Annotated in this window: 17 protein-coding genes; 3 read left to right on the top strand and 14 right to left on the bottom strand. The window is 40.2% G+C overall.

Annotation, left to right across the window (positions count from 1 at the left end; genetic code table 11):
- Positions 1-16: 16 nt before the first annotated feature.
- The 5 genes from tehB to P2E05_RS06075 all read right to left on the bottom strand — a co-directional run bounded on the left by tehB (position 17) and on the right by P2E05_RS06075 (position 4,612).
- Complete coding sequence (tehB, locus tag P2E05_RS06095; RefSeq protein WP_154624032.1) at positions 17-904, bottom strand: SAM-dependent methyltransferase TehB; 888 nt, start codon at positions 902-904, stop codon at positions 17-19.
- 114 nt (positions 905-1,018) lie between these two features.
- Positions 1,019-2,098 (bottom strand): linear amide C-N hydrolase, encoded by a 1,080-nt coding sequence (locus tag P2E05_RS06090; RefSeq protein WP_276123054.1) that lies wholly within the window; start codon positions 2,096-2,098, stop codon positions 1,019-1,021.
- Between the two features lie 354 nt (positions 2,099-2,452).
- On the bottom strand, positions 2,453-3,259 hold the full coding sequence (locus P2E05_RS06085) for a topoisomerase IV (protein WP_154624030.1): 807 nt from the start codon (positions 3,257-3,259) through the stop codon (positions 2,453-2,455).
- Positions 3,260-3,461: 202 nt separating this feature from the next.
- Positions 3,462-4,040, bottom strand: coding sequence for a YceI family protein (locus P2E05_RS06080; protein WP_154622050.1), 579 nt, complete (start codon positions 4,038-4,040; stop codon positions 3,462-3,464).
- A gap of 14 nt (positions 4,041-4,054) precedes the next feature.
- The gene (locus P2E05_RS06075; RefSeq protein ID WP_154622051.1) at positions 4,055-4,612 is read right to left on the bottom strand and encodes a cytochrome b; all 558 of its coding nucleotides are present in this window, start codon (positions 4,610-4,612) and stop codon (positions 4,055-4,057) included.
- Positions 4,613-5,008: 396 nt separating this feature from the next.
- Between P2E05_RS06075 and P2E05_RS06070 the strand changes: the two genes are divergently transcribed.
- Positions 5,009-5,647, top strand: a complete 639-nt coding sequence (locus P2E05_RS06070) for a glutathione S-transferase family protein (protein ID WP_154635592.1) — start codon at positions 5,009-5,011, stop codon at positions 5,645-5,647.
- A 136-nt stretch (positions 5,648-5,783) separates the two neighbouring features.
- On the opposite strand, the gene P2E05_RS06065 is transcribed toward P2E05_RS06070, so the two are convergent.
- Positions 5,784-6,401 carry a malonate decarboxylase holo-ACP synthase gene (locus P2E05_RS06065; protein WP_163860874.1) on the bottom strand — a complete coding sequence of 206 codons (618 nt, stop codon included), beginning with the start codon at positions 6,399-6,401 and terminating at the stop codon, positions 5,784-5,786.
- A gap of 216 nt (positions 6,402-6,617) precedes the next feature.
- On the opposite strand from P2E05_RS06065, the gene P2E05_RS06060 reads away from it, so the two are divergent.
- Positions 6,618-7,586 carry an FUSC family protein gene (locus tag P2E05_RS06060; RefSeq protein WP_154623864.1) on the top strand — a complete coding sequence of 323 codons (969 nt, stop codon included), beginning with the start codon at positions 6,618-6,620 and terminating at the stop codon, positions 7,584-7,586.
- 193 nt (positions 7,587-7,779) lie between these two features.
- Entirely contained in the window at positions 7,780-8,421 is a 642-nt protein-coding gene (locus tag P2E05_RS06055) for an NAD(P)-dependent oxidoreductase (RefSeq protein ID WP_269723778.1), read from the top strand.
- Between the two features lie 49 nt (positions 8,422-8,470).
- Here the strand turns inward: P2E05_RS06055 and P2E05_RS06050 are convergent, their stop codons facing one another.
- From P2E05_RS06050 to P2E05_RS06015, 8 genes are all read right to left on the bottom strand, one after another.
- Positions 8,471-9,583, bottom strand: coding sequence for a class II histone deacetylase (locus P2E05_RS06050; protein ID WP_154623866.1), 1,113 nt, complete (start codon positions 9,581-9,583; stop codon positions 8,471-8,473).
- Between the two features lie 349 nt (positions 9,584-9,932).
- A complete protein-coding gene (iolB, locus tag P2E05_RS06045; protein WP_154622771.1) occupies positions 9,933-10,772 on the bottom strand; it encodes a 5-deoxy-glucuronate isomerase in 840 nt (279 codons plus the stop codon).
- Between the two features lie 142 nt (positions 10,773-10,914).
- Entirely contained in the window at positions 10,915-11,808 is an 894-nt protein-coding gene (iolE, locus tag P2E05_RS06040; protein WP_154622770.1) for a myo-inosose-2 dehydratase, read from the bottom strand.
- A 32-nt stretch (positions 11,809-11,840) separates the two neighbouring features.
- Positions 11,841-13,745, bottom strand: a complete 1,905-nt coding sequence (locus tag P2E05_RS06035) for a bifunctional 5-dehydro-2-deoxygluconokinase/5-dehydro-2-deoxyphosphogluconate aldolase (protein WP_272657589.1) — start codon at positions 13,743-13,745, stop codon at positions 11,841-11,843.
- 20 nt (positions 13,746-13,765) lie between these two features.
- Positions 13,766-14,899 carry a Gfo/Idh/MocA family protein gene (locus tag P2E05_RS06030; protein ID WP_154622768.1) on the bottom strand — a complete coding sequence of 378 codons (1,134 nt, stop codon included), beginning with the start codon at positions 14,897-14,899 and terminating at the stop codon, positions 13,766-13,768.
- Between the two features lie 275 nt (positions 14,900-15,174).
- Complete coding sequence (locus P2E05_RS06025; RefSeq protein ID WP_272657590.1) at positions 15,175-15,879, bottom strand: 3'-5' exonuclease; 705 nt, start codon at positions 15,877-15,879, stop codon at positions 15,175-15,177.
- Positions 15,876-17,747: a DUF294 nucleotidyltransferase-like domain-containing protein gene (locus P2E05_RS06020; protein ID WP_154622713.1), complete on the bottom strand. Its 1,872-nt coding sequence runs from the start codon at positions 17,745-17,747 to the stop codon at positions 15,876-15,878. The genes P2E05_RS06025 and P2E05_RS06020 overlap by 4 nt, the downstream gene beginning before the upstream one ends.
- A gap of 16 nt (positions 17,748-17,763) precedes the next feature.
- A complete protein-coding gene (locus tag P2E05_RS06015) occupies positions 17,764-19,452 on the bottom strand; it encodes a solute:sodium symporter family transporter (RefSeq protein ID WP_154622712.1) in 1,689 nt (562 codons plus the stop codon).
- Positions 19,453-19,535 lie beyond the last annotated feature (83 nt).

Here is a 19,535-nt window from a genome sequence, read left to right as displayed (position 1 = left end):
ATTAACCAATAAGCACTTATTTCTTTTTCGCGATTAAGGTAGCGAAATTGAGTTTAATACGCTGACCTTGTGCATCAGTTCTATGAAGATGACCTGGATCCTCATTATATTTTAGAATTTCCCAATCTTTATAATATCCGCTTAATTCCCCTGCTTTAAGAAAACATTTAAATGGAACTAAGTCTAAAGGTGCGTTCGGTGTTTCTACTGCACAGACAATGACATTAATACCGCCAGGTAATGTGTGAGCTTGCATATCGGCAATGATATCGGCTATGTTTTCACGCTGTAAAAACATTAAAACGACGGTTGAAACAATTAAGTCATAATCACCTTTGATTTGGTGGCTATTGATATCATAAATTGCGGTTTTAATGTTTTCTATACCCGCTTGTTTTTTCACAAAATCAATAGCTTGAATATGCTGTGGATTAATATCTACCGCAGTGACATCATAACCTTGCAGCGCAAGATAAAAACTATTACGACCTCTTCCTGAACCTAAGTCTAATGTTTTGCATGGTTGAGATAGTTTATTTTCACATAAAAATCTGACTTCAGAATGTGGGATAGTTAATCCGTGTTCTTTATAGAATTTAATGTCAGGATGGCACAAGAAAGAGAGTTGGCATTGCATATCATCACTACAGGATGAAATTCGATGCCAAACTTGTGGTTCAATTACGGGAGGTTGATTATCAACATCAAATGTGAATTTTTGCTCACTCCCATCATCAGCAAAAATAACAAAATCAAGAGAACCTTTTAGTACTTTCAGTTGCGCGTAAGTCTCTTCTTTTGTGTTGTGGCGCTCTTGGAACATGAGAGGCAGAGAAGCTTTATCCCATACCGGCATGGTTTTATAACAAACTAACTCGCTCATATCATCACCTTTAAGTTGCATATTAAATACATCTTATAATGTTATTCGATTACCTGCAAAGGTTTCATAAGGTGATAATAGATAGCTTGATCAAAATCAACCTTCAGGACTCCCAGAAGGTTGATGGCGATAAATTTAATAGCCGAGTTGTTTCGCTGATAACCCTAAAAATTCAAAAGGCTTGCTATCCACATATTCATTGGTCGCATCACCTGAAAAAATATTGCTCTGCTCAACGCCAAGACTTAATTTTTTCACCTTGCCAGTTTCTGCTGAGAAATCAATTTTTTTAAGGTCGGTCCAGAATATATTTGGGGTTAATGCTGACTCAAAGAAATATAATTGACGCTTATGGTCAACCAGCGTTCTCCAGCGTGTCGATGAAATTTCAGGGGAGTTTTCAGTCGTTAATCCATATGGAACTGACACATTACGGATCACCCCAAACACGCTTGCTACAGCCTTATTAGGCGTGGTTTGTTGTGGGATAGCATTCACATAAAACTGTGCGCGTGCAAACCTATCTGCTGAACGGTTTGTGCCGGGTAGCATTACCGTACCACCAATGCCCTGCCAATATTCCTGCATAGCTAACTGTTTTTCATAGGTAGGAGAGTTGGTCATAACTTGGTAATTACGGCTATGATGAATAACTTGTTTACCATCAATGTACTCAATAATCGCGCTATCACCACTTGCATCAGACAAGGATAAATGTAATGTCGCCAAGCGATCCTGCCCTGGTACATTATCTGTCATGACTAATAATGGCGTTTTTTCCAATGCAGCGACTGCTTCAGCAACCGTAGCATAGTTATCTAGCATATATTGAGCCCATAATGAGATCGATAATGCCGGTTGTTTATCATTTGCTTGCGGATATTTTGATTCAGCTAACCATAATAAGTTAGCCACTAAACCTTTTTCATTAACCCCGTCTGTCGTTGAAATATCATAACCTGACGCGATCACGCTGCCATACTTTGATTTCCATTTGAGGGAGTTAGGTCCGGCAATACCATCCCTATCCATACCTCGTGGGAGGATCCATAAATTGGTTCCAATATCATATTTCCAATCCATCGTTCTAGCGGTCATGGTCTGCTGATCCTCACCCAAATAAACCACTCGAGTACAAGCTTGAGTCACGACTGAGGGAACATAAACCGCAGCCGCAGTGAGTAAGACGACCATGCTTTTCTTAACAAATGACATCTTTCCTCCTAGATACAAAGACTTACCGCCGATAGATTTTAAACATATCATAGCCAAAAAATTGATGGATCAAATAAATAAAATATATCAACTGAACTCAATAACAATATTCACAAACTTAATGAATATAAAATGACACTCTGACGTTAAAAGTATAGAAGAATTACCGCGTAATCACACGGTTGATTCATCATTTGAAACACACAATAACAATTACATGCTATTTAGTCGCGGAAGTTAATTATGATGAGTGAGAAATATTTTCGGATAGAAAAAAGCATGCTAGAGAAGATAAATTGGTTGAAAACGCAATATCCCATCATTTTTTCATGGGATATTGCAATCCATAATCAACTAATTAGCGGCTGAAAATAGCGCTCGTAAAAAAGCAGCTTTTTTCTGATTGTCAGGTATAGCGAGAATTTGGTCGTAAAAACTCATCGTTATACGACAAGTCACTGCTGGCTGCTGTTTCGCTTTATCTAAATTTTCAAGCAATAATGTTTGATCGCCATATTTTGCAACAAGCTTTTTCTGAATGCCGTCCAAAATTGCAGCTTGTTCTTCACGTGAGACCATTGGCTGTTTGATGCCTGATTCAGTTGAAAGTAATAAATCATTAGTTGCTTCCAACTGTTTAAACAATACCGCGTGACTTTTTGCTGGGGGAATTATCGCTGCCGAATCCCGTAAATATGGAAATAGAGAGTAGAAACATGTTTTCCCTGAAGGGTCAGTTTCTAACAACACATTCAAATAATCATTTACTTTACTCGTAAAGTTGATAACTGATTTATCTGAAGCATAAGGTATACGCTCAATAACTAACTGCATGACACTGCCAACGATCTGGTCAAATATATGGCGAGTCAGTAATTCATTCGATGGCTCATAATCACGAACAATTTGTTCAAAACTTGAATACGCTTCTGGGCTTAATTTTTTAATTGTGCCAATGACAGGCATTTGTTTTTCAAGCTTAGCTAATGCCTCTACTTGAACAGCGCTTAATGGTGCCTCTAAAGAAGTTGTCTGAGCTTCAGCATCCGTTTGCGTCGATAATGTATTATTATCTTTACCTAACCAATAAAAACCGAGCGCAAATGCAATAAAAATAATAACAACAATCAATGCTGTTTTGCGTGAACTATTTGTCTTCAAGGGCCCCTACCTTTATAACAGTGCCTATAAATAAATAACCTTAATTGACTTATCTAAAATATTATTTTTTAAGTCAATTAATTATTAATACATTCTACCCCTTTATAAAGTGAATTAGCTATAGGAAAAAAGGAAATTACCTAGCTAAAAAAAAGCGCCCAGTGACAAAAGGACACTGAGCGCTTTTTAGCTGAAAAATTAATTACTTGTCTTGTACGCCCTCTACTGAAATCAGTAGTTCAGCTTCTTGGGACTTAGGTCCTAAATCAGATTTAATGTTAAAGTCTTTCAGCTTAATATTACCTTGTGCTTCAAAACCTGCACGATATCCACCCCATGGGTCTTTACCTTCACCCATCAATTTTGCATCTAATGTAATGGGCTTCGTAACACCATTTAATGTGAAGTCGCCTGTGATCTTGTAAACATCACCTTCTTTCTTCACTTCAGTAGAAACAAATTTTGCTTCTGGGTATTTAGAGGCATTCAAGAAATCACCACTACGTAAGTGTTTATCACGTTCTGCATGGTTGGTATCGATACTGCCTGTTTTAATTGTTACTTCGACTTTATCTTTTGATGGGTCTTTCGCATCATAAGTAAAACTACCATCAAAATCCTTAAAGCTACCATATACCCAGCTATAGCCTAAATGTTGGATACGGAATTCGATAAATGCGTGCTGACCTTGCTTATCAAATTTATAGGTTTCCGCTAATGCAGAACCCGCTGTTAAAAATAATGCACCTGTTGCCAGACCAAGAACCGTTTTCTTCAACATAATTATCTCCACGTTTATTTATCGGGATTAAAACCCAACATTCTTTTTAAAGTAATATCACGGTCAAAAAAGTGATGCTTAAATGCCGCAAAAGCATGTAAAACTGATAACAAAACAACTGCCCAAGCTAAATATAGATGAATTTCACCCGCGGTATCGGCTTGTGTTGCCGCCCCAGTAAATAAAGCCGGCACATCAAACCAACCAAACACACTTATTGGTTGACCATCCGCAGTAGAAATTAAATATCCACTTATCAAAATGCTAAACAAGATGATATAAATCAAAATTTGAGCAGTTGCAGAACTTATTTTGGTTAAACGGCTATAACTCTCAAGAGGTTTAGGTGGGGGAGAAATAAAACGCCAAACCACACGAAATGCCATAACAATAAATAATAAAATACCTATACTTTTATGAATTTCAGGTGCTTGATGATACCAGCTATCATAATAACCGAGAGTCACCATCCATAAACCCAATGCAAACATTCCATATACAACAATTGCAACTAACCAATGTATGAGCAGCGATAAATGCCCATAGCGAGTGGTACTATTTTTCCATTGCATAATTAATAACCCTACAAATTAAAAGGCGATCACTTTTTAATAACCTACTGTAATCATAAGGGGATTTAAAAATTATTCCTATCCCTAACTTAAACAAATATTTTGTTGAAGATATTCAAATACTATCAACATAATCATTGTTTTCTAAAAAAACATTTTTTGTCTAGCCTAAATAATTAATGTAAATAAAATTAACTTCAGTTTATGTAAATAATAGAAACCATTTATTTAATTACTCGTATCTAAGGTGACTTTTTTATTATAATTTTAATTCATAGCATATACTTTTAATATATAAGACTACTGTATTTATCTTTCTTTAAATTTTTTAACATGCTAATTTTAGGAGCCTTCTTAATTTCTATGACTCTTCGCTGATCATCCGGTAGGTATATTATGTATAAACTTTGGATTGCTAATAAAAATTATTCTTCGTGGTCACTCCGACCCTGGGTATTACTCAAAACTTTAGGTATCCCTTTCGAAGAAAACCTTTGCTATTTTGACATTGGAAGCGGTCACAATAGCTATGACAAATTTAAAGCATTCTCTCCCTCAGGCCTCGTCCCCTGCCTTATTGATGGAAAACAAACAGTTTGGGATTCCCTAGCGATTTGCGAATATGTGTATGAAGCGTATCCACAAGTATGGCCTAAAGATAAACACGCGCGGGCATGGGCGCGCAGTGCGAGTGCGGAAATGCATTCTGGATTTACCACCCTTCGTAAAGAATGCGCAATGAATCTCTCTCATCATGCCCCATTAGAAAAAATTTCCCGAGAACTACAAACAGATCTAAAGCGTCTCCAACAATTATGGCAAGAAGGCCTCACAACCTTTGGTGGGCCGTGGCTAGCCGGAGATCAATTTACTGCCGTAGATGCCTTTTATGCCCCCGTTGCGTTTAGAATTCGCAGTTATCAATTACCGATCAGCAATGCTGCTCAGCAATGGGTTGACCGTATGGTCGCATTATCGGCGATGCAAGAGTGGCTTCAAGCGGGATTAGCTGAACCTTTTGTAGAACATCTATGATACGTGCGTTTGGGCTGAAAACAGCCCAACTCACGACTTTCTATCGATTAGAAAAAAATCATCTGTACGAACATCAAAATTAATTTTTGCGCAACACGAACAAATAACAAGCATAATCAGTCTGTTATGCCATCAATTACAAATTATCATCCCATGGGTCCGCCGTTATGACTGCTCCTCGCGGTGTATGGAGTGTCACCTGTTCATTTTTAAACCATTCCGCTAATGAGAAGCCACCTTTTGGCGTTTCAATATGAATATCAATCCGACATAAAGGTGTATTCGCTTTAATCGCGAACTCAGCAAAATCTTCTTTTTTATGGCGTGTAGGACAACGGATTAATACGTCAAGATCACAATCGGCAAGCATGCTTTGAATGTCAGTCACTAATGTATAAGCACAGCTTCCGGTCACAGCCCACGCCCACGGCCAATTATGCTGTGAAAGTAATAACAGTACTTGTACAGGCGGTAATGCGATAAACATAGAACGTTGCAATTCACGGGAATTCGCAACTAATGATTCTACATTCATAATGTGAGTAATAGCTGACTTATCAATTTGCGTGATAAAGCGCTGACCCGGCTTTATTCCTCGAATTCCCACTGAAAGTTTTTCTTGAGCCGTTGCCTCTCTACGCACAACCAATGGTAGTTGCTTATTCCATTGAGAAATAACCCATTCAGGCAGTGATTCCTTCGGCAAATCATCAAGGCTACTGATCCAGACAAAATCATGGGGATTCACTTGCATCACTTATTCCTTATTTTCATAATAACGACATGCTCTGCCGTTATTATGCATTTTTTAGCATGCAAAAAATACCGTTAGCTTTATTTTGGCTGAAGTTTGCCTTTTGTCTGTGAATTCAAATGGATTGATTGATAGACAGCGTTTAACTAAGATCTGTGTTAGTATAAATTACCTTAATAAATAATAACTTACACTGCAAATTGTGAGCATCTTTTTATGAGAAAAATACCAGCGATTCATGACGGTCTCATGTTTAGTGGCTGTATGCTATTAAGTGCAGCAGTCGCTTTTGCTATTATGGATGTGCAAGCTTCTATGTGGGCCGCTTTCTCAACCTTATATGCATTTAACCTTTTTAATGCCGCGAAAGAGTACAAGAACTATTTCTATACCGCTTTTTGGCTTGCCATGATCATGGCTGCGATTTTTATCGGGGATACATTACGGTTAGGCACAGGTTTTTATATTTATCTCGCCATTTTTTCATTTATTTATTACCAGTTGTATGGCACGGATCCTGTGATGGATTTGACCATGAAATTTATGATTATCATGTCAACCATCGGCACTATTTTACCTGATATTTCAAAAAGCCTTGCGCTTGGTTTTTTAATCGGTAGTAGCGTCACTCTAATGACTTGTTATCTCTTAAGCCAAAAGATGCATCGTCACACTATCCTAACGGGCAGCCTTGTTGAACAAAACCTATTCACACTACGTAAGTATATCATTCCTAGATCAATGACTTACGCGATAGGTTTATTGCTTTCGTTAGCCATACCACGAATGTTAGATCTGGGCCATTTCTATTGGACGTTACTCACCTTTGTATTTGTTTTACATCCAAAATCACAAAGTATTATTCATATAACACTTCAGCGTGTAGCGGGAAGTTTACTTTCAGTTATTTTACTTTATTTTTTATTCAATACACCGCTAATGCCCTATATCGGCCTAATTTCCATCGTTGTTTTTGCATTTCTAATGCCGATGAGCTTCCATCACGGCTATACTTTTATGACTTTTATTGTAACCAGTTTAATTCTTTCGGTTCTCGAACAAGTCATCTATTGGCGGCATCCTGCATACGTGCTGCTCTTTGATAGAGTATTAGAAACCGCGCTAGGTGGTGCCATCGCCATTATCACGAGTATCGTCTTAAAACTATTTCGAGATGCCAAATAATGCGTTGCAAGGCGGTCCGATTGCAACGCAATGAGATGCAAAGCGGCTCGTAATGTTCAGTAAATTGATAAGGGAATACCACTATAGTCATACAGAATGAGATATACTCAAAGAAAGCTACGTAGAAAATCTGTATCAATTATGGTTATAAAATGACTATAACTCATATTGTCAATCAATTGCGGGGCAAAAGATGAAAATATCAATTATTGGAGCAACAGGTTTTGTTGGTAAGCCATTGGTTGAAGAAGCACTGCTACGCCAACACCAAGTGACTGCCATTTCACGTCACAGTAATAGACTTCCACAACATGCCCATTTGATAACCTCTTCAGGTGACATTACTGATATTTCATGGCTAACAGCCCGACTGAAAGGACAAGATATTGTGATCAGTGCTTTTAATGGTGGCTGGCAAAATCCTAATCTATACCAAGATACCGTGATAGGTAATCAAGCTATTTTACAAGCGGTCAAGCTATCCGGTGTCAAGCGATTAATTGTTGTTGGCGGTGCCGGCAGTTTAGAGATAGCCCCCGGTATAGAATTGATTGATTCTCCCGATTTTCCTGAGGAAATTAAACCTGGTGCGCAGGCTGTAAGAGAATTTAAGCAGGTACTACAGAATACGCAGGAACTGGATTGGACCTTTGTGTCTCCCGCGGCCATATTAGAATCAGGAGAGCGTACTCAAACATTTAGGCTTGCAGGTAACCAGTTGCTCATGAATGGTCATGTTCCAGCCAAAATTTCCGTTGAAGATCTGGCTGTGGCTATTCTTGATGAAGCAGAAAAGCCACAGTTTATTCATAAACAATTTACCGTCGCTTATTAATAAATAGGGGCTTTGCATCACATTAGCAAACAGCCCCTATCGAATAAGATTACAAACCAAATTTTTCTTTTAGTTTATCTAATTGTTGCTGTTGAAAGCGTTCAAATTCATCCCTTGGCTGCTGAAGACCAATAAAATCTAATAGCGGGTCAATCACCTCAGTACGGACGCCACTCATCTCTTCTATGACAGCTAAGCCACAAAATGGTACGTAAGCTTCTGAATAACCGCCTTCATGAACAATAACCAATTTTCCATCACACAGCCTATCCGCGGCATCCATCACAAGCTGTGTCATTTCTCGAAAGCTTTCACTATGAAGTTGCATTCTTGCTAACGGGTCCATTGCATTGGCATCATAACCACTGGCAACAATGATCAGTTCAGGCTTAAAGCGTTCTAAAGCAGGTATAACGATCTGCTTCATTGCATAAATATAGCTATTGTGGCCTGCCCCCGCTAACAATGGGATATTCAAATTGAATCCTTCGCCTTCACCGACCCCAATATCATCTTCACCGCTATACCCCGGAGGGAAACATCCATCTTGATGTAGCGAAATCGCTAATACATCGGCGCGATCCCAAAAAATATGCTGGGTCCCATTACCATGGTGAACATCCCAATCAATCACAGCAACGCGTTCTATGTTAAAACGCTCTTTTGCATATTCAATTGCCAAGGGAATATTGGCAAGAAAACAGAAGCCCATTGATTCATCAGGTAGACAATGATGCCCCGGTGGACGAGAAAGGCTATAAGCATTATCCAACTCACCTTTCAGTACAGCTTCAACGGCTGCACAGGCTAACCCCACTGACAGTTTAGCGATTTCATAGCTTCCTGGACCTAATGGAGCCTCTTTACCCAATAAGCCACCGCCGTTATCACTCACCTGTTTGAAACGCGTTAAATATTCTTGAGGATGGATTTTGAGTAGGGTCTCTTCGCTCGCTGGCTCCGCAGAAGACAAAATAAGAGAGCGGCTTAGCCCTGAGACATCCATCAAGCTTTTTAGACGCCTTTTGGTTTCTGGTGATTCAGCATGAGAAGCGCCTGACGGAGGCTGAACCCAACCACCAACAGGCAATGTGGTTGCATGCAAACCAGTACTATGCCAAAAACAATGCTCATCAAAGAAAAAACCTGTTTTGCGCTTCATTCACACCTCACTCATTGTGTTTTTGTTTACACAAAATTAACACAACGGAAACATTCGAACAGATTAATATATTAATAATGTGATTGACATTACAGTTCAGATTCAACCATTGACATGCTTTATAACTGATTCAATAAGAAAAAATCATTTATTAATATGGTAATAAATAAAAAAGCCGGTAATAAATTACCGGCAAATAGTAGATAACAGATTTTGGTTTTGGTACATACTCTAAAAATTCACATTGTCTCTAAATAACCGATCAAAGCGCGCTAATTCGTAGACCACATATACGGTATACCGTGCCTGTGAGAGGCTATTAACAAAACAAGCTAAACTCTCTGAGTTTTCACGACGACTTTTTATCACGATGTTTAGCAGCATACTCTTCACTATTAACCCAGCTATGGTCTTTTTCCCATGTAAATAACCATTTACGTGTCGGACCAGCCATAACGTTAAGATAATAGTTGTCGTAACCTGCCATTGTGGCCATTGGGTGATATCCTTTCGGCACCATGACGACATCTTTGTTGTAAACAGCCATACACTCATCTAACTCACGATCATCAGTGTAAACTCGCTGCATACAGAACCCTTGTGGCGGATTCAAACGATGGTAATAGGTTTCTTCTAGATACGTTTCTGCTGGCTCATTATCGGTATCATGTTTATGACTTGGATACGAACTTGTACATCCCTCATCGGTAAAGACTTCAACCACCAGTAAGCTATCAGCAGATTTATTATCAGGTAGGATGTTATGAACATAACGTTTGTTATTGCCATGGCCACGTTGCTCTGCACCAATGTCATCAGGCCCAATCAAACGTGTAGGATAAGTTCCTTTCCCTTTAGCTTGGCATACTGCTAGCTCTAGCGCCGTTTCTGCGGTTACTTCAACCGACTCTTGTGCTGTCACATAAACCGCATACGGTTTTTTGCGCTCAAAAGGATCCATACGGTCGCCAATATTTTCGAATGTCTGCTTTGGTGTTTTCACCGTTGCTTTACCCGCAACCAACACTAGACAAACTTCATTCTCAGATGCCGGCAAGGAAATAGATTCACCTTGTTTGAGTTCATACACATCAAAGTGCACATATCCCCAGTTAGCGGATTCAGGCGTAATATGCTGAGTACGCTTGTTTTCATCTGGAGAATGATACTTTGATAATAATTTTGACATATCGCTTACCTCGGCCTCTAAAACAAACTTTAAGCTGTGGAAGCTCAGTTACCCGAATCCTCGAAAATTATCGATTCATCGGGATAACTTCACTCTTCAATAACCTGTAACTCAAGTCATTGAGCTTCACTATGATGATTCGTTAGATCAGTCCTGCATCTTTAGCAAATTTATGCAGGTTGTTATAACCCATTGTTGCATATGTTAGTGGATGAGCAATAGCTGGGTCTTGTTCCGCTTCAACCACTAACCAACCATTTTCATATTGACTATTTTTCAATACTTTAAATACTGCTGGATAATCAACGCAACCATCTCCTGGTACAGTAAAGACACCCGCTAATACCGCATTCAAGAAACTGGTTTTACGATTTTTCACATCTTTAAGTACATCTGGACGAACGTCTTTGCAGTGAACGTGATTGATACGCTTAGCCCAACGCTTAGCAACTTCAACGGGATCAGCGCCAGCGAAAGTTAAGTGTCCAGTATCAAGCAGTAATCCCACTTCATCACCGGTGTGTTTCATTAGATTATCAACATCTTCTGCTGACTCAATCACTGTCCCCATGTGATGGTGGTAAGCAATTTGTACCCCTTGTGATAGGGTATATTTTGCAAATTCAGTCAATTTTTTACCGTATTCTTCCCACTTGTCCGCAGGGAATAAAGGGCGCATATGTACCGGTTTGTCTTGGTCGCCGTGTATGCAATGAGTCACTTCTGCGAAGACCATCACTTTAGCCCCCAAATCACGGAGTAGTGCTAAGTGCCCTTGTACTGCTTCAATTTCTTCTTCCACGCTGCGAGTCAGTAATTCACCTGAATACCAGCCTGAAACCAATTTAAGGTCATGTTTTTCTAAAATTGGGCCCAGAATTTCAGCCTTACGCGGAAATTTATTACCCAATTCAAAACCTGCAAACCCTGCCTGACGGCCTTCAGTTAAACATGTTTCCAGTGGCGTTTCTGCGCCCAATGTTGGTAAATCATCATTGGTCCATGTCAAAGGGTTAATTCCGAGTTGGATTGCCATGATGAAGCTCCTGTGTATAGGTAAAAGTAAAATTATTTACGCTGACGCCATAGGGCGATCAGGTTGTGGTAATTTGATTTAATCGTCTGTACTAGCGCATCATCGTCCATTTCACCTTTCATCCATGCGAGAGAAGGTTTAGCAAATAATGTGCGACCCACTGCGAACCCTTTTACAACCGATTTGCCCGCAGCAGCATTGAAGCCGGCTTCTAATTCAGCTTGTGGTGCATCTAGCCCCAATAGCACAACACCACGGCAATACGGATCACGTTCTTGGATCAATGCATCCACTTCATCCCAATTTTCAGCTTTCAATGGCGGTAATTTCCACCAGTCAGGTTTAATACCTAAGTTATAGAAGCGTTTGATTGCTCTAAGATAAAGTTCGTCATTACGTTCCATATCGGCTGGTAGAATGACTTCAAGTAGTAATTCATGACCTGATTGACAGCAAGCGCTATAGACCTCTTGAACGGTTTTTTCCTGCTCAAGGCGTAATGGATGATTATCTTCTGGGTGGAAGAAAACTAAACATTTCACGATATGCTCTTTTGGCCAACTAACTAGCTGTGAGCCAATATTACCGTGCTCTAAACATAGTGGTCTTGACGCGGGTAGTTCAATAGGACGCCCTATCCACCAACCGCGACCAGTCACATCATTCAGCACATCTTGGCCAAAAGTACTGTCACACAGTAGTCCTGCTTTGCCTTGCAAGTTAGCCTCTTCCGCCACTTCACAGCTTGCACGGAAAATCAATTTTTTCAGGTATGGAATACATGAAATATCAGCACCAGCAGCACGCGCCATATCGACAAATTGAATGCGATGATCAAAAGCCATTACGCACAATTCTTCCCAGTATGTGGCTCGCGTTGTCACACGATGTAAATGATTAAGCATCGGATCCAAGTCTGGTCGAGGTACAGCAGCGGCTCGTTCAAGATAGTTATCTAATTCAATTTTGCTTGGCATCGCTGGTGCACAACCATGGCGAGAAACGACTAACGCCCCACAAGCATTCGCATAAGTACAGGCTTTTTCCCAACCTTCACCATTGAGATAACCACGCAATAACCCCGACATAAAGGCATCACCAGCCCCTAATACATTCAGGACTTCAACGCGTACACCTTTTACAGTAATTCCTTCATCCAAGGTTTCTGGGATCACATCGGTAAATACTGAGCATCCCAATGCGCCACGCTTACAGACTAATTCCGCCTTGGTTAGTTTTCGGATATTTTTTAATGCTTGGATGGTATCGGTCGAGCCGCCTGCAATGTGAAACTCTTCCTCGGTGCCAACAATCAAGTCAAATAGCGACAATACTTCTTGCAGCTGCTCGGTCACTTTGTCTGACTCAATAAAACGTGTCTCTCCGTCACCCAGTGAAGTCAATCCCCAAAGTACAGGGCGATAATCAATATCGATTGCGGTTTTCACGCCATTGCGTTTTGCATAGTCTAATGCTTTAAGGACCGCTGCACGGGTTTTAGGATGGGATAAGTGAGTCCCTGTGATAGCAAGGCAACGTGCTGAAGCAATATACTCTTCACTAAAGTCATCTGGCGTAATCGCCATGTCGGCACAGTTTTCGCGGTAAAAAATCAGAGGGAAAGTATCTTCATCTTTAATCCCTAAGATCACTAATCCTGTTAGCCTATCTTTATCGGTGATCAGGTGGCTGGTATCACAGCCTACACGTTGTAACTCTTCGCGAATGAAGCGTCCCATGTGCTCATCCCCAACACGGGCTAGCATCGATGATTTCAAACCTTGTATTGCCGTACCATACGCAACGTTCCCAGAAGATCCTCCGAGATACTTAGCAAAGCTACTCATATCCTCTAAGCGCGCACCGATTTGCTGTCCGTAAAGGTCAACGGCGATACGCCCCATGCAGATAACATCTAACTTCTTCTGCTTATCCATTAATTACCCCTTGAACAGAATTAATTGATTTCAGTGACTTTAACCCAGCGTTGTTCTTCATAAGAACGTGCGATAGCATCAAGAATACGCGACACTTTCCAGCCTTCCTCAAAGTCAGGCCACATATTTTCACCGGTCGCAACACCATCAATTAAATCGCGTACTTCAACTGTTTTTTGGTCATTAAATCCAATACCGTGCCCTGCACCATTACAAAACGGCGCATAATCCGGATGTTCTGGCCCAACTAAAATCGTTTTGAACCCTTGACGGTTTGCAGGCTCATCGTGACGATAGAGTTTCAGTTCAGCCATACGCTCTTGGGTAAAGGATAAGGTGCCTTTTGTGCCTGTTACCACATAAGTCAGCCCCATCTTACGCCCAGCCGCAATCCTCGATGTTTCAATCACGCCCATTGCACCACCAGCGAAACGCACCATGGCATGTGCTTGGTCTTCATTTTCAACATCAACCATCACTGAAGAACCTATTTTTTCTGGGCGTTTTTTAATCACTATTTCCATATCGCCACAGACTGTTTCAATATCGCCCACTAAGAATTGAGCCATATTGACAATATGAGCAGACAAATCCCCTAAAGCACCCAAACCGGCTTTTTCTTTAAAACAGTGCCAATGGATCGGTGCGGTTGGATCAGCCATGTAATCTTCATTATGTGTGCCATAAAAATGAATCACTTCCCCAATTTCACCATTAGCAATAATTTCTTTAGCTAACTGTGCAGTTGGGTTCTTCATATAGTTAAAGCCCACTAACGTTTTCACCCCTGCTTTTTCAGCCGCGGCAACCATTTCTTTGGCATCTTGAGAATTTAATGCGAGAGGCTTTTCACAATAAACATGTTTGCCATGTTTAATCGCTTCCATTGCCATTTCTTTGTGTAAAAAGTTAGGAGAGCAAATATCAACAACATCAATATTTGGGTCGGCAACCAGTTTACGCCAGTCATCGGTTGAACGATTAAAACCTAACTCTTTTGCGCGCGCTTCAGCTAATTCAGGGGTCACCTCTGCCACCATCTCGCGAACGAGTTTTCCTTTTAATGGAAATACGGTTGGTGCTTGCGCATAAGCTATTGCATGGGCACGGCCAATGTAGCCAGTACCAATCAGACCAATGCGGATTTCTTTCATTCTGTATTCTCCCTTCATGCAGCTCATCATTTATAGTGCAAGCTAGTTTGATGTCTGTGTCTGATGTTTTTATTTAATACTGATGTTATAAGGAATATTTATTTCATTTTCAACATAACGAGAAATATTAATTTCATTATGTGATCTAGCCTGAGTTTTTTATGTAATCATCTAATTTATAAAGAAATAAAAATAAAACGCTTCGTTAAGAATGATATAAATGAAATAAAACAGCGTTGAAAATGAAATGAAAATTTCAAAAAAACAGATAAGCGCTACAGTGAACGCTTATAAAGTTGTTTAATAACAGGATGTTGAGAGGGATAAATGACTTTAGATTGGGCGAGAAATAATTCTGCGGTGGCAATCGCATCTGAAAGCGCATTGTGTGCGTCATAATCAGGCAACTGATAATGGTTTCTTAATGCCGATAAACTGAAATCATTTCGATTAATATTTTTATGGCTTAACACGCTTTTTTCGATATTCAGTGTATCAAACCAAATTAATGGTAATTCTTTTATATTTAATGCGTTAGAAAGAAAGGCTTGCTCTATGGCACCACCGTGCGCCAAAATGCATTTATCTTTTGCTTCATGTAAGAAAAAAGCGACAGCATGAGATAAAGAGATGCCACCACTTAATTGCTCTGGCGTTATATGGTTAATTACCGCAGTTTCCGCTTTAACAGGTTCCACATCATTCACATAATAATGTTGAGCACTTTTGAGGAGAATTTTATTCTCTGCAATAGTAACCATCCCAATACTCAAAATTCGATCTTTTGCGGGATCCAACCCTGTTGTTTCTAAATCAATGGAAAGAATTTTTTGTGTTTTTAATGGGCTATCATCAGTAGGTAAAGGTGCTTCCAGCATTTCCTGCAATAATGTGGGTAGCTGACGAGTACGTAATAATTTTGCTCGCCGACGCGCTAAACGGGTCAAAGGTTGATGATAGCACAACAATGAACCTATCATTTCATTATCCCTTTAGCATGATAACGTTGTTCCGCAGCTTCTTGAGTCCTCGCGATGATACGAAACGCATCTTTTAAGTGGTTTCGCTCAAATTGGGTGAGCCGTTGAGGAACGATTAAATTGGAGAGTACATCCCCAGCTAATAATGCCCTACGCTGGCAGCCAAATCTAACCTGATTGATAAATAAATATGCTTCAGTTAATTCTTGGCAGGAAGCAGCGCTAATAATGCCTGAATCTCGGGCAACTTCAAAGCGAGTCATTGTTGATGGTGTCAACACTCCCGCCTCTAATGAATATACGCGTGCCAATTCAACTAATAGGTTTACCGCTTGTTTTTTAATATTAAATACACTGTGGTTTTCGCCATTTTTGACCAACACAAACTGCCTAAACATGCCCAACGGTGGATTGATTCGCGTGGAGTTGGCAACTAGCATCGACAGTAATCGCTTATTACCTTTTAAATGAGATTCCGCAGAACGAAGCAATGAATTGAAAAGTACTTGGCTACCATAAAGAAAACGAATATCTAAAAAAACAGAAATGTTTAATAAAGCAAGCTGCTCAGGCTCTTTTAACCACTGCTGATAATAAGCTTGCCACTGAGTCAAAGGCTTACACCATTTCGGGTTGGTTGCCATAATATGACCGGGGCAGAGAGAATATCCACACTCATCCAAGCCATAGCAAACATACTCTGCTAGTTGCCTAAACCAGCCCTCTTCTTCTTTAGTCACTTCACGAGCTAAAATGATGCCATTATCTTGATCGGAAAGGTAATGCATCTCTTGTCGCGCTTGTGACCCAGCAGCAAACCAGCAATAGTCACAAGGAGGCTTCCCGAGTTCTCGCTCAGCCAGTTTCAAAAGCTGTTTATTAAAGGCATCAGCAATTAATGTCATCATCAATTGAATCGTGTGCGATTGAACCCCAGCCTCTATCAGAGATTCAAATACCGCTTGCCGTTGCACGCCTAATGCCTTCAAATCATCTAAGCTATCTTGACGATAAATTCGGCTAATTAAGTACACCGCTTGCATGCTGTTTTTTTGCACTAAGCTTGTTGCGGTTAAAACCCCCGTAATACGGTGGTTCGTCATCACTGGTAGGCTACGGATGTTATGTTGCATCATCAGCTCAATGGCATTTATGATGGGGGCGTTCGCCGCAATTGTAATTGGATTTTCTGTCATAATCTTACTGACCGGCGTTTTAATATCTAATCCCAAAGCAACAACACGCTTTGTGAGATCTCGGTCAGTAATAATGCCTAATAATATTTCCCCATCCATCACTAATGCCGATGAACGGTGCTTACGTACCATTTCTTGAGCGGCATCTTGAACACTCGTTCCCGGAGTAATGACGACGATATTGCCATTTTCTATCGAGGATACTGGGTTTAAATACAACAGACTATCTTCTGTCAGTTTATCGACCTTAGGGCGTGATGCTAACCGTTCACCTTCTTCACAAGCAAAATGATGACGAACAGCTTGGTTTTGCTCCATTGCTAACAATAAAGAAACCCTCGGAATACAGTAGAGTAATGTATTCTCTATCGCGATCACTTGATACTCGCCTGGGGAATCCGCTGTTTTATTTAACACACTGAAACCAAAAACATCACCGGCCCCCAGCCTTGCTCTTAAAGAGCCATCAGCGTAACGCTGTTCCACCGCCCCAGTTCTCACCAGATACAAACCTTGGCCAGCAATTTGTTGCGGTTTTAACACCTCCCGTTGTGTCAAATAGCTAATTTCAACACTATTGACTAACTGGTTTAATTGCATTTCATCTAAGCGATCAAATGGGTCACGCTGCGAGATGAATTGCTTAACCATCGGGATAAGTGATGGCTCCATAATCTGTTACTCTCCTTTATGCATTCACTGATTGTGTTTTGCCTGCTAGCCATGCTTTTGAAAATTTATAAATAATAAACGTTAACAAGATGGCTGCGAAAATATAGTAACCAACCATGACGTAGCTTGGTGCACCTTGAGCTAAATAGACGTACATTGAAATTGCGCCCAACACGATTAGACAAGCTACAGGCGTTGCAAAGCGCCATGGTGAAATGTCCACTTGCTCTGTATACACTTCTTCATAAGGTTTACCGGGGAAGAAATAGCCAATCGTCAACATAAAGATAATATTAGCAACGAACAGAATACCGACTAAATGGAAGAAGTGAATATTCAGGTCTAAGACAAAGTTGCAAATTAAATAGGCCGACATTCCAAATAATAGCCCTAATTTTGCCGCAATAGCAGGCACGCGTTTAGTCATTAAACCAACTAACACGACACTTAAAATAGGTGCGTTAAAGATACCTTGTAATTGCTGAATTAAATAAAACAACCCATCCGGTGCATTAGCCACTAAAGGTGCAATAATCATTGTCGCCAGCGCTAAAGCAATACCTAAATATTTACCGACTTTCACGGTTTGAGCTTCAGTAGCATTCTTATTGATGCGATCTTTATAGATATTCACGGTGAATAAAGTGACGGATGAGTTCAAGCCACCACTGAAGGTGGAGAATACAGCACCAACAACCACCGCGGCGAAAAAGCCAACTAAAAACTCAGGCAGCACCATGTGTACTAATACAGGGTATGCATTATCAGGATTATCAATTTCACCACTAAGAATATGGAATGCAATGATACCAGGCAGAATAATAATAGATGGGATAATTAACTTAAAGAATGCGCACAGCATCACCCCTTTCTGCCCTTCAGCTAAGTTCTTCGCTCCTAACGACTTTTGTACAATTGATTGGTTGGTACACCAGAAAAACATATTGGAAACGATCAAACCAGTAAATAGCGTCGAAAAGGGTACCAGTGAATCTTCGTCACCAATGGAGTTAAACTTATCTGGGTGAGCTTGATAAACTTCACTTAGACCCGCCCACGCATTACCATCACCAACATACAATAATGCAAATATCGTGACTAATAGCCCCCCGATAATAAGCCCTGCACCATTAACGGTATCTGCAATCGCGATTGCTTTAATACCACCAAAAATAGCATAAATAGCACCTAAACCACCGACACCCCATACCATAATCCACAATGCTGTCGTTTTATCGACATTAAAAACATGTGAAACTTGGAATAAACTTTCAAGGGCAATCGCACCTGTATAGAGAACAATTGGTAGCAAAGAAATAACATACATTGCTAAAAATAGAATGGATGTAATTAACAAGGTGTTTTTGTCAAAGCGGCGTTCTAAATATTCAGGAATCGTAGAAATACCTAATTTAAGATATTTCGGTAAAAAATAAATGGCGAATAACACAATAGTTAATGCCGCCATGACTTCCCAAGCCATAACAATAAAGCCGGTTCGGAAAGATAAACCGTTAAGCCCAACAAGATGCTCTGTCGATAAGTTCATTAGCAGCATTGAGCCACCAATATATAGGCCTGTCATAGAACGACCGCCTAAGAAATATCCTTCCGCAGAAGAGGTTAAATGAGCATTTCGTGTTTTGTAATAGGCAATCCCTGCAACTAATAAGGTAAAGCCGATAAATGAAAGTAGAGCCAGCATTAGTACCCCCAAGCCTTTCTATTTATAATTAGCGCATAAATATATGTAAGGTGACTGATGAAGCGGGAGTATGATTTCCCGCT

Origin of the sequence: Providencia stuartii (assembly GCF_029277985.1) — a bacterium.
Classification (GTDB): domain Bacteria; phylum Pseudomonadota; class Gammaproteobacteria; order Enterobacterales; family Enterobacteriaceae; genus Providencia; species Providencia zhejiangensis.
The sequence above is the reverse complement of the archived record's forward strand: the minus strand, read 5'-3'. Positions and strand labels throughout refer to the sequence as shown.

Excerpts from the sequence above, each read along its gene's own strand:
- tehB (WP_154624032.1), bottom strand. The coding sequence starts at position 904 with ATGCAACTTAAAGGTGATGATATGAGCGAGTTAGTTTGTTATAAAACC.
- P2E05_RS06090 (WP_276123054.1), bottom strand. The coding sequence starts at position 2,098 with ATGTCATTTGTTAAGAAAAGCATGGTCGTCTTACTCACTGCGGCTGCG.
- P2E05_RS06080 (WP_154622050.1), bottom strand. The coding sequence starts at position 4,040 with ATGTTGAAGAAAACGGTTCTTGGTCTGGCAACAGGTGCATTATTTTTA.
- P2E05_RS06075 (WP_154622051.1), bottom strand. The coding sequence starts at position 4,612 with ATGCAATGGAAAAATAGTACCACTCGCTATGGGCATTTATCGCTGCTC.
- P2E05_RS06070 (WP_154635592.1), top strand. The coding sequence starts at position 5,009 with ATGTATAAACTTTGGATTGCTAATAAAAATTATTCTTCGTGGTCACTC.
- P2E05_RS06065 (WP_163860874.1), bottom strand. The coding sequence starts at position 6,401 with ATGCAAGTGAATCCCCATGATTTTGTCTGGATCAGTAGCCTTGATGAT.
- P2E05_RS06060 (WP_154623864.1), top strand. The coding sequence starts at position 6,618 with ATGAGAAAAATACCAGCGATTCATGACGGTCTCATGTTTAGTGGCTGT.
- P2E05_RS06055 (WP_269723778.1), top strand. The coding sequence starts at position 7,780 with ATGAAAATATCAATTATTGGAGCAACAGGTTTTGTTGGTAAGCCATTG.
- P2E05_RS06050 (WP_154623866.1), bottom strand. The coding sequence starts at position 9,583 with ATGAAGCGCAAAACAGGTTTTTTCTTTGATGAGCATTGTTTTTGGCAT.
- iolB (WP_154622771.1), bottom strand. The coding sequence starts at position 10,772 with ATGTCAAAATTATTATCAAAGTATCATTCTCCAGATGAAAACAAGCGT.
- iolE (WP_154622770.1), bottom strand. The coding sequence starts at position 11,808 with ATGGCAATCCAACTCGGAATTAACCCTTTGACATGGACCAATGATGAT.
- P2E05_RS06035 (WP_272657589.1), bottom strand. The coding sequence starts at position 13,745 with ATGGATAAGCAGAAGAAGTTAGATGTTATCTGCATGGGGCGTATCGCC.
- P2E05_RS06030 (WP_154622768.1), bottom strand. The coding sequence starts at position 14,899 with ATGAAAGAAATCCGCATTGGTCTGATTGGTACTGGCTACATTGGCCGT.
- P2E05_RS06025 (WP_272657590.1), bottom strand. The coding sequence starts at position 15,879 with ATGATAGGTTCATTGTTGTGCTATCATCAACCTTTGACCCGTTTAGCG.
- P2E05_RS06020 (WP_154622713.1), bottom strand. The coding sequence starts at position 17,747 with ATGGAGCCATCACTTATCCCGATGGTTAAGCAATTCATCTCGCAGCGT.
- P2E05_RS06015 (WP_154622712.1), bottom strand. The coding sequence starts at position 19,452 with ATGCTGGCTCTACTTTCATTTATCGGCTTTACCTTATTAGTTGCAGGG.